The organism is Desulfobacter vibrioformis DSM 8776, from assembly GCF_000745975.1.
Classification (GTDB): Bacteria; Desulfobacterota; Desulfobacteria; order Desulfobacterales; family Desulfobacteraceae; genus Desulfobacter; species Desulfobacter vibrioformis.
This window is the reverse complement of the sequence record NZ_JQKJ01000012.1, coordinates 87,058-101,726: the sequence shown is the minus strand read 5'-3', so window position 1 is coordinate 101,726 and position 14,669 is coordinate 87,058. Positions and strand designations below refer to the sequence as shown.

The 14,669-nt window shown below is 49.5% G+C and carries 16 protein-coding genes and 1 tRNA gene; 6 read left to right on the top strand and 11 right to left on the bottom strand.

What is annotated here, in order from left to right:
• Positions 1 to 58: 58 nt before the first annotated feature.
• The 5 genes from Q366_RS09400 to Q366_RS09385 all read right to left on the bottom strand — a co-directional run bounded on the left by Q366_RS09400 (position 59) and on the right by Q366_RS09385 (position 3,249).
• Entirely contained in the window at positions 59 to 1,312 is a 1,254-nt protein-coding gene (locus Q366_RS09400; RefSeq protein ID WP_035238381.1) for an Nramp family divalent metal transporter, read from the bottom strand.
• Between the two features lie 20 nt (positions 1,313 to 1,332).
• Positions 1,333 to 2,202 carry a hydroxyethylthiazole kinase gene (locus tag Q366_RS09395; protein WP_035238378.1) on the bottom strand — a complete coding sequence of 290 codons (870 nt, stop codon included), beginning with the start codon at positions 2,200 to 2,202 and terminating at the stop codon, positions 1,333 to 1,335.
• Positions 2,203 to 2,408: 206 nt separating this feature from the next.
• Positions 2,409 to 2,705 carry a DUF2442 domain-containing protein gene (locus Q366_RS09390; protein WP_035238375.1) on the bottom strand — a complete coding sequence of 99 codons (297 nt, stop codon included), beginning with the start codon at positions 2,703 to 2,705 and terminating at the stop codon, positions 2,409 to 2,411.
• Positions 2,662 to 2,835 carry a DUF4160 domain-containing protein gene (locus Q366_RS22345; protein WP_425388311.1) on the bottom strand — a complete coding sequence of 58 codons (174 nt, stop codon included), beginning with the start codon at positions 2,833 to 2,835 and terminating at the stop codon, positions 2,662 to 2,664. Before Q366_RS22345 ends, Q366_RS09390 begins: the two co-directional genes overlap by 44 nt.
• Before the next feature lie 316 nt (positions 2,836 to 3,151).
• Positions 3,152 to 3,249: transfer RNA gene (locus Q366_RS09385), tRNA-Sec, on the bottom strand.
• Between the two features lie 179 nt (positions 3,250 to 3,428).
• Here Q366_RS09385 and Q366_RS09380 point away from each other — a divergent pair.
• Positions 3,429 to 4,670 carry a glycerol dehydrogenase gene (locus tag Q366_RS09380; RefSeq protein WP_245619917.1) on the top strand — a complete coding sequence of 414 codons (1,242 nt, stop codon included), beginning with the start codon at positions 3,429 to 3,431 and terminating at the stop codon, positions 4,668 to 4,670.
• 112 nt (positions 4,671 to 4,782) lie between these two features.
• Here Q366_RS09380 and Q366_RS09375 read toward each other — a convergent pair whose 3' ends face one another.
• The 4 genes from Q366_RS09375 to Q366_RS09360 are packed head-to-tail and all read right to left on the bottom strand — an operon-like array spanning position 4,783 to position 8,396.
• Positions 4,783 to 5,385: a hypothetical protein gene (locus Q366_RS09375; RefSeq protein WP_035238370.1), complete on the bottom strand. Its 603-nt coding sequence runs from the start codon at positions 5,383 to 5,385 to the stop codon at positions 4,783 to 4,785.
• 27 nt (positions 5,386 to 5,412) lie between these two features.
• Positions 5,413 to 6,393 (bottom strand): flotillin-like protein FloA, encoded by a 981-nt coding sequence (floA, locus tag Q366_RS09370; RefSeq protein WP_035238367.1) that lies wholly within the window; start codon positions 6,391 to 6,393, stop codon positions 5,413 to 5,415.
• Between the two features lie 51 nt (positions 6,394 to 6,444).
• Positions 6,445 to 6,927, bottom strand: coding sequence for an NfeD family protein (locus Q366_RS09365; protein ID WP_035238363.1), 483 nt, complete (start codon positions 6,925 to 6,927; stop codon positions 6,445 to 6,447).
• Positions 6,924 to 8,396, bottom strand: coding sequence for an NfeD family protein (locus Q366_RS09360; RefSeq protein WP_035238456.1), 1,473 nt, complete (start codon positions 8,394 to 8,396; stop codon positions 6,924 to 6,926). Before Q366_RS09360 ends, Q366_RS09365 begins: the two co-directional genes overlap by 4 nt.
• 288 nt (positions 8,397 to 8,684) lie before the next feature.
• Between Q366_RS09360 and Q366_RS09355 the strand changes: the two genes are divergently transcribed.
• From Q366_RS09355 to Q366_RS09340, 4 genes are read left to right on the top strand one after another with little or no spacing between them, the layout of a single operon-like run.
• On the top strand, positions 8,685 to 9,554 hold the full coding sequence (locus Q366_RS09355) for a TRAP transporter TatT component family protein (RefSeq protein ID WP_035238361.1): 870 nt from the start codon (positions 8,685 to 8,687) through the stop codon (positions 9,552 to 9,554).
• A gap of 19 nt (positions 9,555 to 9,573) precedes the next feature.
• Positions 9,574 to 10,581, top strand: coding sequence for a TRAP transporter substrate-binding protein (locus tag Q366_RS09350; RefSeq protein WP_035238359.1), 1,008 nt, complete (start codon positions 9,574 to 9,576; stop codon positions 10,579 to 10,581).
• A gap of 18 nt (positions 10,582 to 10,599) precedes the next feature.
• Positions 10,600 to 11,094 (top strand): TRAP transporter small permease, encoded by a 495-nt coding sequence (locus tag Q366_RS09345; protein ID WP_035238357.1) that lies wholly within the window; start codon positions 10,600 to 10,602, stop codon positions 11,092 to 11,094.
• A 1-nt stretch (position 11,095) separates the two neighbouring features.
• Complete coding sequence (locus tag Q366_RS09340) at positions 11,096 to 12,376, top strand: TRAP transporter large permease (protein WP_035238355.1); 1,281 nt, start codon at positions 11,096 to 11,098, stop codon at positions 12,374 to 12,376.
• Positions 12,377 to 12,394: 18 nt separating this feature from the next.
• Here Q366_RS09340 and Q366_RS09335 read toward each other — a convergent pair whose 3' ends face one another.
• Entirely contained in the window at positions 12,395 to 12,781 is a 387-nt protein-coding gene (locus Q366_RS09335; RefSeq protein WP_035238353.1) for a metal-dependent transcriptional regulator, read from the bottom strand.
• Between the two features lie 14 nt (positions 12,782 to 12,795).
• The gene (locus Q366_RS09330; protein WP_035238352.1) at positions 12,796 to 13,137 is read right to left on the bottom strand and encodes a DUF134 domain-containing protein; all 342 of its coding nucleotides are present in this window, start codon (positions 13,135 to 13,137) and stop codon (positions 12,796 to 12,798) included.
• 211 nt (positions 13,138 to 13,348) lie between these two features.
• Here Q366_RS09330 and hisD point away from each other — a divergent pair, with 211 nt between their 5' ends.
• On the top strand, positions 13,349 to 14,647 hold the full coding sequence (hisD, locus tag Q366_RS09325) for a histidinol dehydrogenase (RefSeq protein WP_035238351.1): 1,299 nt from the start codon (positions 13,349 to 13,351) through the stop codon (positions 14,645 to 14,647).
• Positions 14,648 to 14,669: the final 22 nt, after the last annotated feature.

The window sequence follows — 14,669 nt, the reverse complement described above, 5'->3', positions numbered from 1 at the left end:
CCCGGCCCAAATCAGATCCTGACCATATACAGCCTGACCATATACAGAGAGATGGCGCCTAAATCCCCCAAACCCACTTTATCCCTAAAAACAGGGTAACCAGCAGGGCGCAGCCCCCTGCGATATTCAGCACTGGACCGTTTCTGTACTGCCTTGCCCAGCGTTTATCGTTGAGCAGCCATAAAAATATTCCCACAAAAAGCGGTGTGCCCAGAAATGACAACGCCAGCATGATCAGCAAAAGGTTCACCGGCCTGCCGGAAAGAAAGGCGCCGGGAAGGGCAATAAGGCACCCGGCCAGAATTGTCAGCCGGTACCGGCGGCTTTGGGGGCGCATATCCCAGTTCATTTTATCCCCAAGTACATAGGCCGCGGCAATAAAGGTGGGCATAATCGTTGAAAACACGGCACACCAGATCCCCAGGCAGAAGAAGCCATGGGCATAGGTTCCCAAAAGCGGCGTAATGGCATCAGCCATTTCAAAAAGGGTATTCACATGGATACCTGCCGGGTGAAGCACACAGGCTCCGGTCAGATAGATGGCTGTGCAATACAGCCCGAATGCCCCGAGAAGCGAAAGTGCCGTATCTAAACGGGCTGTTCCCAGATCTGCCACCCCCCATCCTTTTTCATGCACAGTATAGGTCTGCATGGACAAAATGGTCACATGGATGGAACCGCCCATGATAGCGGTCATCATCAGGATCTCGGCTTTTCCCAAATGGGAAAGATCCGGCCAAAGCCCGCCAAGGGCCATGCCCAGGTCCGGCTTTGCAATAAAAAGGGTACCGATAAAACAGCCCACAAGCAAAGAGACAATAATCTTGCACAACATCTCAACAATCCGGTATCCGCCGTGGGCCACCAGAACATAGAAGGCAACGGTAAACACAATGCCCCACCAGGGAACGGCAAGGCCGGATACATATCCGGTCACGGCAACCAGAATTTTTAACAGTACCACATTGCAAAGCCAGATCACGGCAAGGGCGTCCAGGGTTACAAACCAGGCAGGCAGACTACCCCATTTATCCTGCACAATGGAAACAATCCCCCGGCCCCCGATAAGGGCGGTCTTGGCTGCCATGTACTGGCAGACAAAGGCCAGCACCACACTGAGCACCACCACCCATAAAAAATCATAGCCATAGGTCCCGCCGGCCTTGGCAACACTCAAGGTGGTTCCCGGCCCGGCAGCCACGGCACTGATGATCCAGGCAGGTCCCAGCGCAGATAGAATGCGTTTAAAAGACATGCCTTTCCCGGGTGACGTCTTTTGATCTTCTTTTAAATCGGCTTTTACATCGGCCATAATGGTTTCCTGTATATACTTTAATCCAGGCAGTGAACTTCAGCCCTTAAATGTTCATGGATATCCGCTTCGCTAAGGGCGTACAAACTGTCCATGAAATGGGGCAGAAAAAAACCAGGACCGTTCACCCGGGCCGCAGCCAGTTCTCCGGCAATGCCGGTAACAGCGACGCTTGCAACGGCAGCGTCAAAACCATTTTCAGCCACGGCATAAAACCCGGCGCAGATGGCGGAAAGCATGCAGCCGGTACCGGTTACCGCGCCCATGAGTTCGGATCCGTTGGCGATCCTGACCATCTTGCCCTGTCCCATCACCATATCTGTTTTCCCGCTGACAACAAGCGCGGATGCGGATCCAAGAAGCGCTGTTGCACCGCCTGGCAAACCATCAGAATTGCGGTCGGGCCGGCCATGACCGGTCAGAATGGCCCTGGCCTGTTCCGGGGAGATCCCGGTTTCCACCCCCTTGGTGGATAAATGACCCGCAGCCAGGGCGCAGATTTCCGAAGGGTTGCCCCGGATGATTTTTGCCGGGGCAAAGGCGCAAAGTTCCCGGGCAATGTCCGTGCGAAAGGGCCCGGCACCTGCACCCACAGGGTCCAGAACAACGGGCTTTCCAGCGTCCCCGGCAAGGGACATCAAGGATTTCATGACTGAAATCCGCTCGGGAACCGGGGTGCCGGTGTTGATGCAAAGGGCGTCCGATACACCGGACATATACGCTGCATCCTGGTCTGCCCAGGACATCATGGGAGATGCCCCAAGGGCCAGAAGCGCATTGGCGGTCTGGTTCATTACCACAAAGTTGGTCACCACATGGACCAAGGGTCTTATATCGCGCAACGCGGCAAAAAGCCTGTAAATATCTGAGGCCAGTTCATGGGCGTGCATATGATCACTCTTTCCTTTTTATTCCGGACATTTTTCCAGAAAAATTAAGTATATAAAACAAGGCATGGGGGAAGGGTAACCCGCATGTGAATTGTACCGGCACATCTTGACATGTATACAAGGGAATCAAACGGCGGGAATACATGGGGAAACCTAAATTTACATCCGCTTCCCTGCGTCGGCATTATCCGCATCATGAAGCCGTGTTATGCGGTTTCTAAATTTGAGGAGATAGCATTCCCTTTGGAAACAAGTGGGAAGCGTTCGGGATGTTCAATAGATTCAATCCCCAAATCGACATCAAGATCTGGCCAATAGAAATGGCCCAGGCTTGGTTCTTCAACATTAATTATCTTTCCAATAGGAACGTCCTTAAACCAAGGGAATTGATCATAACTGAGAAATAATTCCTTGTCCCCGGACAGCAACCAGATTCCATGGGTAGAAATATTGGTCACTTCAACTCCTGAAATGTCTTTGCCAAGCGGCTTTAAACTGTTCATAATTATCCTCGATTATTTTTTCAATTTGTTTAAGTTCCAATCTGGATAAACGGTAATTTTGGGCTAATTCGATTTCAGGTTCCAGCCAGAATTTTGTCTCTCCATTTTCACAGTTAACATGCACATGCATTCTTGTTTCTTCCCGAGAGAAAAAGAAGAACCGATATCCTTTTTCACGTAATATTGTTGGGCTCATGGCAACCTATTTCATTCTATCTTTTAGATTCAAGATTCACAACCTTTTGAGTTAGATCATTTTCGCTTTTAGACATCAAGGCTTTTTTTAATGGCATTCCCGATAGCATTACCGCCTTGTTGAATCCGCTTGTCTGCAAGGTGGGCATACCGTTGGGGCATGGCAAATGTTTTGGGGTGAGGGGTGCAGGAAAAAACTATCAGAAGATCATTAAAAAACGCTTGAACTGCTTACATAGTGCTTACAAAAATGGCGGAAGCACATAGGAATCGAACCTACCCGGGAAGGTATTAACTCCCCACATCGGATTTGAAGTCCGAGGGCCCCACCAGCGAGCCGCGTGCTTCCGCAATGTCGATAAGGTATACTTTTAGCTTGTTGCTTGTCAATTTATTTTACCAGATCACGGCCATGATCTTCGATTCCACGATCAGCTTGGACGGCACTTTCCTGAACCGCATGAACATATTGAAAATACAAGATTTATCTTCATTTAACAACACTTGTGGTCCATCACGGCTCCGCCCTTGTTTTCGGCAAATACTTGTGCTAACAAGACTCACGGACAGGGGGGCTTTCACCCGCCCATACAGGACACAGATAAAAATGCAGGGAAGGCAAAAAATCGCGCTCTTGATTCAATCGGTATGCTATTGAAAGAAGGAAAAAACATGATAAGTACAACATTGTTCCCCGGCCGTTACATTCAAGGTGCGGATTCCATTAAAAGATTGGGCACAGAGTTATCTCGATTCGGGCAAAAGGGTTTTGCCATATGCACTCCTTTTTTCTTTGAAAAGAGGTTACCCATCCTCCAAAATGATATTCAAAAAGTTATCCGGATCAAGGCTGAAAAATTTAATAGGCAGTGTTCGGATGAAGAAATAGACAGACTGTCTTCCATTGCTGAAACCCAGGAGGCAGACGTAATCGTCGGAATTGGCGGGGGAAAAACAGTAGATACGGCAAAAGCGGTTGCTTATAAATTAAATCGCCCGGTTGCTGTGGTACCAACCATTGCCTCCACGGATGCACCATGCAGTGCGCTTTCAGTGATCTACACGCAAACAGGATCATTTAAGCGGTATTTGATGCTTCCTAAAAATCCCGATCTTGTTTTGGTGGATACAAAGATAATTGCACAAGCCCCTGCCAGATTTATAGTCTCAGGAATGGGTGACGCCCTCGCCACATGGTTTGAAGCTGAATCGTGTAAAACGAAATATGCAAAAAATATGGCGGGAGACCTATGTTCCATTACTGCAGTTGCATTGGCAGAACTTTGCTACAAGACGCTTATTGAATACGGACATCTTGCCACATTGGCCTGTGAAAACCATGCAATAACACCGGCGTTGGAACATATTGTGGAAGCAAACACATTGTTGAGCGGTTTAGGGTTCGAGAGCGGCGGTCTTGCGGCTGCCCATGCCATTCATAATGGGTTGACCGTGCTGGAACAAACGCAAAATCATTTCCACGGCGAAAAGGTAGCCATTGGAACATTGGCTTCACTTTTCCTTACGGATAAACCAATGGATGTAATTAATGACGTGTTTTCCTTTTGTGAAGCCGTTGGGCTGCCGACAACGCTTGGGGACATCGGTTTATCGGATATTTCAGACGCAGACCTGATGAAGGTGGCACAATCGGCGTGTAAGGAAGGCGAATCCATTCACAATGAACCCATACCCGTTACCCCGGAGATGGTGTTTTATGCGCTTAAATTAACGGATGCTTTTGGAAAGAAAAGACAGAGGAAAGTCTGACGACGGAACACGTAAAGGATAATACATCCGGATCTATAAAAGTGTTCAATCATAATGGTATGATTGAACACTTTTTCTTAAATTATCTCCCCCAAAGTGCCCTAAACAAATACTAATCCCTTAACGCAACGGGTTTTCCAAGAATTTCCTTCCAGACTACAGCCTGCTGAAGCCCCCGGGACCGGGCCGGCAGTCGTCTTGGACCTGATCTGAGGCAACTTGTCTGTATGGCATCATGCCCAAAAGATTTTTGGGTTAAAGATCTTGACCCCCTTGTTTCCGACATCCTGACGGCTTTTCTGCGGGGTTCTTTTTTTGTGGAAAGACAACGCGGTTTTTCATGAACAGGCTCAATCGGCCCAAGGACTTGGACATTCGGTTTACCGGGATAAAAATCCAATTCTTTGCTGTCATCAATTTCATCCCAGAAGGTTTGAGTTACAGATTCTTCCCCGGTCAGGTCAACGGAGCGGCTTTGGGGTTCCCGGCGGCGGTTGCTCTGCCCGGACGCCTCTTTTTTCCGGGCCTGCTCAGCCTGGGCTTCCATTTCCCGGGCCGCTTCTTTAAGTGCCTCACGTATCTTTCCCAGAAGGGAAAATCCGCTCGGCTTTGATTGGCCTGATTCTTGCGCCTTGGTTGTCTTTTTTCTTTTCAAAAAAGGAGGCACAATAAACGCCAGAAATAAAATCAAAGTAATAATATCACCAAAATCCATGTTGTTATCCTAATTTTGTTTTCGGTGTTATTTGAGCGGCTCATCAGGCTGATCCGGGGTGGCAATGGTGTCCCTCATCCGGGTGTCTGCGCTGATATTCTGCATCTTATAATAGTCCATGATCCCAAGATTGCCGCTTCTAAACGCCTCGGCTATGGCCAGGGGGACCTGGGCTTCTGCCTCCACCACCTTGGCTCGCATTTCCTGAACCCGGGCCTTCATCTCCTGTTCCTGGGCATAGGCCATGGCCCGTTTTTCCTCGGCCTTGGCCTGGGCAATCTTCTTGTCTGCCTCGGCCCGGTCGGTTTCAAGTTCTGCGCCGATGTTTTTGCCCACATCCACGTCCGCGATATCAATGGAGAGGATTTCGTAGGCAGTGCCTGCATCCAGCCCCTTGCTTAAAACGGTTTTGGAAATGGTGTCCGGATTTTCCAGGACCTGTTTATGGGTGACAGCCGAACCAATGGTGGTAACAATGCCCTCGCCCACACGGGCCAGGATGGTCTCTTCGCCGGCCCCGCCCACCAGACGGTCAATATTGGCCCGCACCGTAACCCTGGAAATGGCTTTGAGCTGGATACCGTCCTTGGCCATGGCCGCCACAAGTGGGGTTTCAATCACTTTAGGGTTGACCGACATCTGTACGGCTTCCAGCACGTCCCGGCCGGCAAGGTCAATGGCAGCGGCCCGGTTAAAAGGAAGGTCAATATTGGCCTTGTCCGCAGCAATCAGTGCCTGGATCACCCGGGACACATTGCCGCCGGCAAGGAAATGGGATTCAAGACTGTCCGTGGCAATATCAATCCCGGCTTTCACAGCCATAATCTTGGATTCCACGATCAGCTTGGACGGCACTTTCCTGAACCGCATGAAAATAATGTTGAACAGCCCCACCCGGGCCCCTGACACCAGGGCCTGGAGCCACAGGCCAATGTAGGAAAATGCAAAGTAAACAACCACCAGGCCAAGAATGCCGGCAATGATAATAAGAATGGACATCATCTGCATGTTAAACCACCTTTTTTAAAATTATTATGTAACGCTTTTAAACGCGTTGATTCAACTGTTTTCCTGACGGCAGACAATCACCTGGTTGCCTGTGACCTTGCAGACCCTTAACGGCGCATCTGGCTCGATAAATTCCCCGTCCGTGACCACATCCAGGCGGACACCGCCAATCAGCGCTATTCCGGACGGACGAAGGGGTGAGATGCTGTGTCCGGTGCTGTCCAGGTAATTTTTAAGGTCCGGGGACTGGGAAACCACACCCTGGGATGCGGATAATTTCTTTTTAAGGGACAAAGGAGAAACCGCCAGCATTTTAAATCCCAGAATAAACACCACGGGAAGCAGAATCAGATCAGCCCCCAGGACCGCATAAAACGCTGAAATGGGAAAGGCACTGAACACAAGGAAAAGGGAGTATCCGGTAAAGCCCAGGGCAATAATGGATAAAAGCCCCATGGACGGCACAAAGACCTCGGCAACAACGGTAAGCATTGCCATGATCTGGAGAACCAAAGGCAGGATCCAGGCACTCATTTTTCCCTCTTTTCCATAATCGTTTCAACAATTACATGGCCTGCTGTGACCTGGGCCACCCGGACCGGTGTGCCAGGATCAATAAAACCGCCCTGGGTAACGGCATCAACTTTTCTGTCACTGATACGGACCTTGCCCGAAGGCCGCAACGTTGTCAAGGAAATGCCTTGATCACCGGCACATATACCTGATGACTCGGCGGATTCGGCACGAGAGTCCCGGAGTGTGGCATCCAGATACGGTCCCTTAATCACCTTTGACAGTTTGGGCAAAGCAAAACGCACCACAGACATCGAAACCACCAGCGCGCCAAAGGCGCTGCCCATGACCAGTCCCAGATTTTTTATCATCAGATCGCTCTGCCATGGCAGGCTTGGGTCAGGCAGCACAAAATCCTGAAAGGAGAGCACAAGGCCTGCGGCCAGGACAATGATGGCGCTGATCCCGGCGATGCCGAACCCCGGCAGGACAAGCACCTCCATACCCAGAAGCAGGAACCCGATGATGAACACCAAAATTTCCGTATAGTTGGCAAGCCCAACCAGGTACTGGTTGAAAAACACCAGTCCCAGACAGATAATGCCCACAAGACCGGGAATGCCGAATCCCGGGGCCTTAATCTCCGTATACACGGCACCAATGCCTAAAATCATGAGAATCGGCAAAAACGGCTGGAGCCATCTTACAAAGGTTTCTGACCAATTTTCAGTAACATAGACCTTTTGATACGCCCCGTACCCCAGAACGCCAAGGGCCTGATCAAGGGTTGTGACACTCTGGCGGGAAAACCCCAGCTCAAAAGCCTCTTTGTCATCCATGGTCAAAAGCTCGCCTTGGCTGACAATGGTGGATTTATCGGTAATTTCTTTCTTTTCTTTTTCGGAAAGCTCCTGCCACTGGGTTTTATCCATGTATTCAGAATGCGTTCCCCGGGTAATTTTATACACTTCCATGGATTTGGACACCATGGATTCAGCCAAAACTTGGGAATAATTGTTCCGCTTGGCCAGGGTTCGAAACTGTGCACGGAGTACGGTCTGGGTTTTTTCGCCTGCTTCCTTGTGACCTTCACTGGTCTGGAGAATAGGCGCACAGTCACCGATAAGGGTGTTTTCCTTCATGACCAGGGAACCTGCGGAAAGCGCAATCAGCGCGCCTGCGGAAATGGCTTTTTTTTCCACATAAGCAATGGTTCTCTGTCTTGGCACGGTGCAGATGGTTTCCACAATGTCAAAGGCGGCATCCACCCGCCCCCCAAAGGTATCCATGGCAAATACCAGAATGGCGGAGTCATCCTTTTCAAGGGAGGAGACCACCCGTTTGAGGTATGCGGCCATGCCCGGATCAACAGTCCCGGAAACGGGAATGATATGCACCACCGGCCCGGCAGTATGTGCTGTAGCGGAAAGGATTAACACAAAAAACAAAACTGAGGCCCACACCCGGAGGATTTTTCGTTCTAAAAACATGGCAGATCTCATTTTGAAAGGCATCACGTCACTCTTTCTGGGAATCAATGAATTGCATGCACTATACCATGATTTACAGCAATTATATCCATAATTTTTTGATTTTGTCGGATTGGGCCTGCCTGGAATCAACCGTTCACTCAACAGTTCTGTCAACCGTTCTGTCTGGTTGCTTTTTTTCCTCAAAAAAGATACCTTCTCTGCGTTAATTTTTTAATTTAATTAATTCCTAATAAAGATCTTTTACGCTTGAATTCAAGGTAAATAGGACAAAAAGGATAAACGCTCATGCTGGCTCATTTTAAAAAAAGGGCATATAAGACTATTGTTTTTTGCATACTGTCCTGGGGGCTGATTTTCCTTGCCCAGGGATGCGGGGTCAAATCCAACATGATGACCGCTTTGTCCAGAAGTATCCTGAATAATAATGACCTGGCCATGGTGGAAGCCGGTGCGCCTGCCTACCTGATCATGGTTGACAGCCTCATTGACCAGGCCCCGGATTCCCCGGACATGCTCTCTTCAGGCGCCCAGCTTTATACTGCCTATTCAGACGTCTTTATCACAGACAGGGAACGAAAAAGAAAACTGGCAGACAAAGCCATGAATTACGCCTTGAACGCAACCTGCTTTGCCCAAAGCAATGCCTGTGATTTAAAGCAGATGCCCTTTGAACAGTTCAGCACTGTTGTAAATGCCATGGAAAAAGACAATCTGCCATATCTGTTTACCCTGGGAAAGACCTGGGCCTCCTGGATCATGGCCCATAAGGATGATTTCAATGCCCTGGCCGATATCGCCCGGATCGAAGTCATTATGAGCCGGGTCATTGCCCTGGACGAAACGTATAAGGACGGGGCCGCCTATTTGTATCTGGGTACCCTTGCCACCTTTCTTCCCCCGGCCCTGGGCGGAAAACCTGAACAGGGAAGGCAGTATTTTGAAAAAGCCATTTCCATTTCCGGGGGCAAAAATCTGATGACCAAGGTTGTCTATGCAAAATTGTACGCCAAAATGATGTTTGACCGGAAGCTTTTCGATCGCCTGCTCAACGAAGTGATGGATACAGACCCGAACATTGACGGCTATACCCTGATAAACACCTATGCCCAGCAGCAGGCCGGAAAACTTCTGGCTGAGGCTGACGACTACTTTTAAACCGGAGAGAAGTTCAACCATGTTTAACAAACCCATCCTGAAATTATTTTCTTTTATACTGATGATCACGGTTTGTTCGGTATCCGCACAAGCCCTGACCATAAAAATTGCCACCATTTCGCCGGAAGGCTCCATGTGGATGGAAAAAATGCGCGAAGGCGCCAGCAAGGTTGCCAGGACCACGGATAATCGTGTGAAATTCAAATTTTATCCCGGCGGGGTCATGGGAAACGACAAGGCTGTTTTACGAAAAATACGCATAAACCAGCTCCAGGGCGGCGCGCTCATGTCAGGTAGCCTATCCTCGTTTTTTCCGGGTAACCAGATTTATGCCCAGCCCATGAAATTCAAATCCCAGGAAGAGGTGGATTATGTACGCCGGCACATGGATGAATACATTATCAAAGGTCTGGACGATGCGGGATTTGTCTGCTTTACCCTCATGGGTGGCGGTTTTGCATATATCATGTCCAAATCTCCCGTTGCATCCATAGCCGACCTCAAGGCGTGCAAAATATGGGTCCCGGATAATGACACAATGACCGTGGATTCAATGGAATGCTTCGGCATCTCCCCCTTTGCCCTGCCCCTGGCTGATGTGCGTACAGGACTCCAGTCCGGTCTCATTGACACCGTGGGAACCTCCCCGGTGGGTGCCGTTGTTCTCCAATGGCACACGGAAATAAAGTACATGACCAATCTTCCATTGCTCTATCTTTATGCTGTTTTTGCCATAGATAAAAAAACATTTAATAAAATTTCACCGGATGACCAGAAAGTGGTTTCTGAAATTATGGACCGGTCCCTTAAAGAGATCGACCGCTTGAACCGGGAAGACAATATAAAGGCGATTGACGCGCTGAAAAAACAGGGAATTAAATTAATCAATCCGTCAAAGGAGCAGATGGATGAGTGGCTGGCAGCCGCAGCCATAGCGTCCCAAAAAATGATAGATGACGGGAATCTGCCAAAAAATTCTGCCGACAAGGTGGATGCGTTGCTTGAACAGTACCGTAAAAATCAATAAGCCCGGAAAATTATTCACATGTCACGCCTGATTTCCATTCTCCATAAAATCGAAGATGCCCTGCTGGTCAGTCTGTTGATGCTCATGATCGGTCTTGCCGTGTTCCAGATCGTTTTAAGAAACGGTTTTGATGCAGGGATGGTGTGGGCCGATCCCCTGGTTCGTGTACTGGTGCTGTGGCTGGGGCTTATCGGAGCCATGGTGGCCTCAAGAACAGATAACCACATCAGCATTGATATTGTTTCCAAATATCTGTGCGCGCGTCTTAAACGGGTTACAACACTTTTGGTTTACCTGTTCACAACAATTGTCTGTGCGCTGATGACCTGGCACAGTGCACGGTTTGTCATCATGGAAAAGGCAGACGGAATGCTGGCCTTTTTTTCGGTGCCCATATGGATTTGTGAACTTGTAATTCCCTTTGCATTCGGCATCATAACCATCAGATATGCCCTGTTTTTCATGGAAAATCTGATCAGAATATTCACTCCCCTGCCCCTGAAACATTCATAACATGACATTTACAATTATCGGTCTGCTCATTGTTTTTGCCCTGATGGGTGCGCCTTTGTTCACAGTGATCATTGCTGCGGCCATGTACGGATTTCATTTGTCTGAAATTGATCTGTCGGTCATGGCCATTGAGTTGTACCGGATTGCAGATACCCCTATCCTGCTGGCCCTGCCGTTGTTCACCTTTGCCGGATATATCCTTGGGGAGAGCAATACCTCCCAGCGGCTTGTAACGCTGACCCGGGCCTTTCTGGGATGGATGCCCGGCGGACTTGCCATTGTGGCCTTTGTGGTATGCGCCCTGTTCACTGCATTTACCGGGGCGTCCGGGGTGACCATTGTGGCCATGGGGGCGCTGTTGTACCCGGCCCTGACCCAGGCCGGATATACGGACCGTTTCAGCCTGGGACTGGTGACCACTTCGGGCAGTCTTGGACTGCTGCTGCCCCCATCTTTGCCCCTGATCCTTTACGGCATCATTGCCCAGCAGATGAACGGCGGCGAGCAGGTCTCCATTGAGAACCTTTTCCTGGCCGGTCTGTTCCCGGCGCTTCTTATGATTGTGATGCTTTCGGCCTGGAGCGTCTGGGCCAACCGGGGAAATCAGGTGCCGTTAATCCGGTTTTCAGTTAGAAACTGCCTTTTGGCCCTTAAAGCAGCCGGTTGGGAGGTACCGTTGCCCCTGTTTGTATTTTTCGGGATCTATTCGGGATATTTTGCCGTGTCCGAGGCTGCCGCGGTAACGGCCATGTATGTTCTGGTGGTGGAAGTGCTGATCTACCGGGAAATCCCGTTAAAAAAACTGCCCGGCATCATCCGGGAATCCATGGTCATGGTGGGCGGTATCCTGCTCATTTTAGGCGTATCTTTGGCCCTGACCAACTATCTCATTGATGTTGAAGCACCCATGAAACTGTTCAAATTCTGCGAAACCTTTGTATCCAGCAAACTGGTGTTTCTCATCCTGCTCAATATCTTCCTGCTGATTCTGGGTGCCATGCTCGATATTTTTTCAGCCATTATCATCATGGTGCCGCTCATGCTGCCCGTGGCCCTGGAATACGGGGTACATCCGGTTCATTTAGGGATTATTTTTCTGGCGAACATGCAGATCGGATACTTCACCCCGCCCGTGGGCATGAACCTGTTCATTGCAAGTTATCGGTTCAACAAACCCATTGTTGAAATTTATCGGGCCACAATCCCTTTTATGCTGGTGCTGCTGCTGTCTGTACTCATCATCACCTACTGGCCGCAGTTAAGCCTGTTTCTGATTTCATAAAAGCGATATGGTTGAGTATCAGGCATCCAGTTTTGTAACAAACACCTTGAATTTCATAAAATTTTTATGGTTCATGGCATGTTCCATACGGCATGCGGTTTGTTCAGCGATATTTTCATCCAGCTCTACATGTTTGAATAAAAAATGCTTGAACACATTATGACGGGTTGTAACCTCTTTTGCGATTTTAGCGCCTTTGGGGGTCAGGGTGATATAGCCGTAGGGCTCGTAATTGATCAGCTTCCGGTCAGCCAGTTTTTTGAGGGTGCCGGTAACAGACCCGCATTTGATATTCAGTTTTGCGGCAATATCTTTTGACCGGGCAACCGTATTCATGGTCTGAAGTTCCAGTATGGCTTCAAGATAGTCTTCAAGGCTTTCGGAAAGGATCTGTTCGTTGTTCATAGTTATAATCTCCTTTAACGTTCTGGTGGTTTTCTGCACCCATGCCGCCACCCCCTGCCCTTTCCCCGGCCCCGCATCTCATAGCAACCGCCCTGGACCGTAAGCCGTTTGGCTGTAACCAGCGATTCAGCAATTTTATAGCGAGCGCTTTTCAGAACCCTTCCTACGGTCTGTCGGGAAACATCCATAACCTGCGCAACGCCGGACTGGTCCATGCCCTCATAATCTATGAGTCTGAGAGCTTCAAATTCTTCCAGGGAAAGGATGACTTCTCCAGTCTCCACTGTTCCTCTGGGCTTGAACCCCTTAATGGCCGGTTCGGATGCAATACATCGGGGTCGCTTGGGTCTTGGCATGTTTTTTCCTCGTTATGATCATTTGATCATAATCATAAATTCCGATAAGGGTTGTGTCAAGAAAAAATTTTAACCCCCATTGGACTTGACATTGGTTTTCTGTGCTGAAAATTGATATATAGTGCTTTTTATCCAGCGGCTCTGTTCCTTTGTTTTGATAATGGAAACAGTTTTTTGGCCGCAAATGAACATAAAACAAAAGAGACACGCCATGAAAATATTTAATTACCCTTCACCGGAAGCGGAAAAAAGAGTCCAGGATACCATAGACAGAGGACTAGGTTTTTCCAAAAAAGACCAGGACAATGTCCAGGCATTTCTGGATGATGTTAAAAAAAGAGGGGATGAGGCGCTTGTTGAATACACCAACAGGTTTGACTCCCCGGCTGTTACCCTGGATACCCTTAAGGTGACGGAACAGGAGTTTGAACATGCCCTGGAACAGATGACCCCGCAGTTTTTAAAGGCCCTTGACCGGGCCGTTGAGCAGATCACAGCCTTTCACAGCCGCCAGAGGGAAAATTCATGGATGGACACCCCCAGAAACGGGGTAATGGTGGGGCAGATGGTCCGGCCGGTTCAGGCCGCAGGGATATATGCCCCCGGGGCCAAAGGCGGAAAAACACCCCTGGTCTCTTCGGTGCTCATGGGAGGGATTCCGGCCAAGGTGGCAGGTGTAAAATCAATCTCTTTGATGACCCCGCCCATGGCAGACGGAAAAATTAATCCCCATCTTCTTGCGGCAGCCCGGGCCGTGGGCATTGATTCGGTGTTCAAGGCAGGTTCTGCCTGGGCCATTGGGGCACTGGCTTACGGAACTGTCCAGGTGCCCAAGGTTGATGTGATTGTGGGGCCTGGGAATATTTATGTCACCCTTGCCAAAAAAATTGTTTCCGGGACCGTTGGTATTGATATGATTGCAGGTCCCAGCGAAATTCTGATTATTGCAGATAAAACCGCAGACCCTGAATGCATTGCCGCAGACCTGCTTTCCCAGGCAGAGCATGATATGCTGGCATCAGCCATGCTGGTGACCGATTCTGCCGATGTAGCGCAAAGGGTCTGCGCCGCGCTTGAGCCCCAGCTCAATGCCCTGCCACGCAAAGATATTGCCGGACCGGCCATCAATGATTTCGGTGCCATTCTCGTGGTTCCGGATATTGATACGGCCATTGACTTGTCCAACCGCCTGGCACCCGAACACCTTGAAATCATCGTGGAATCCCCTTTTGATTATATTGACAGGGTGCATAATGCAGGGGCCCTGTTTCTGGGTCCGTATACCCCTGAGCCCATGGGCGACTATATTGCAGGCCCCAACCATGTGCTGCCCACAGCAGGCACGGCCCGGTTTTCATCTGCCTTGAGCGTGTCCCACTTTACCAAGAAAACCAGCCTGATCCATTATTCCAAAGCCGCCTTTGAAACGGAGGCAGATGATGTGGTCACCCTGGCCCGGACCGAAGGACTGGATGCCCATGCCAATTCAGTAAGCATCCGGCTGAAATAACAGCGCTGTGGTTTCCTGTTTT

Coding starts and splice junctions, on each gene's coding strand:
- Q366_RS09400 (WP_035238381.1), bottom strand. CDS start 1,312: ATGGCCGATGTAAAAGCCGATTTAAAAGAAGATCAAAAGACGTCACCC.
- Q366_RS09395 (WP_035238378.1), bottom strand. CDS start 2,202: ATGCACGCCCATGAACTGGCCTCAGATATTTACAGGCTTTTTGCCGCG.
- Q366_RS09390 (WP_035238375.1), bottom strand. CDS start 2,705: ATGAACAGTTTAAAGCCGCTTGGCAAAGACATTTCAGGAGTTGAAGTG.
- Q366_RS22345 (WP_425388311.1), bottom strand. CDS start 2,835: ATGCATGTGCATGTTAACTGTGAAAATGGAGAGACAAAATTCTGGCTG.
- Q366_RS09375 (WP_035238370.1), bottom strand. CDS start 5,385: ATGGATTTTGGTGATATTATTACTTTGATTTTATTTCTGGCGTTTATT.
- floA (WP_035238367.1), bottom strand. CDS start 6,393: ATGCAGATGATGTCCATTCTTATTATCATTGCCGGCATTCTTGGCCTG.
- Q366_RS09365 (WP_035238363.1), bottom strand. CDS start 6,927: ATGAGTGCCTGGATCCTGCCTTTGGTTCTCCAGATCATGGCAATGCTT.
- Q366_RS09360 (WP_035238456.1), bottom strand. CDS start 8,396: ATGTTTTTAGAACGAAAAATCCTCCGGGTGTGGGCCTCAGTTTTGTTT.
- Q366_RS09355 (WP_035238361.1), top strand. CDS start 8,685: ATGCTGGCTCATTTTAAAAAAAGGGCATATAAGACTATTGTTTTTTGC.
- Q366_RS09350 (WP_035238359.1), top strand. CDS start 9,574: ATGTTTAACAAACCCATCCTGAAATTATTTTCTTTTATACTGATGATC.
- Q366_RS09345 (WP_035238357.1), top strand. CDS start 10,600: ATGTCACGCCTGATTTCCATTCTCCATAAAATCGAAGATGCCCTGCTG.
- Q366_RS09340 (WP_035238355.1), top strand. CDS start 11,096: ATGACATTTACAATTATCGGTCTGCTCATTGTTTTTGCCCTGATGGGT.
- Q366_RS09335 (WP_035238353.1), bottom strand. CDS start 12,781: ATGAACAACGAACAGATCCTTTCCGAAAGCCTTGAAGACTATCTTGAA.
- Q366_RS09330 (WP_035238352.1), bottom strand. CDS start 13,137: ATGCCAAGACCCAAGCGACCCCGATGTATTGCATCCGAACCGGCCATT.
- hisD (WP_035238351.1), top strand. CDS start 13,349: ATGAAAATATTTAATTACCCTTCACCGGAAGCGGAAAAAAGAGTCCAG.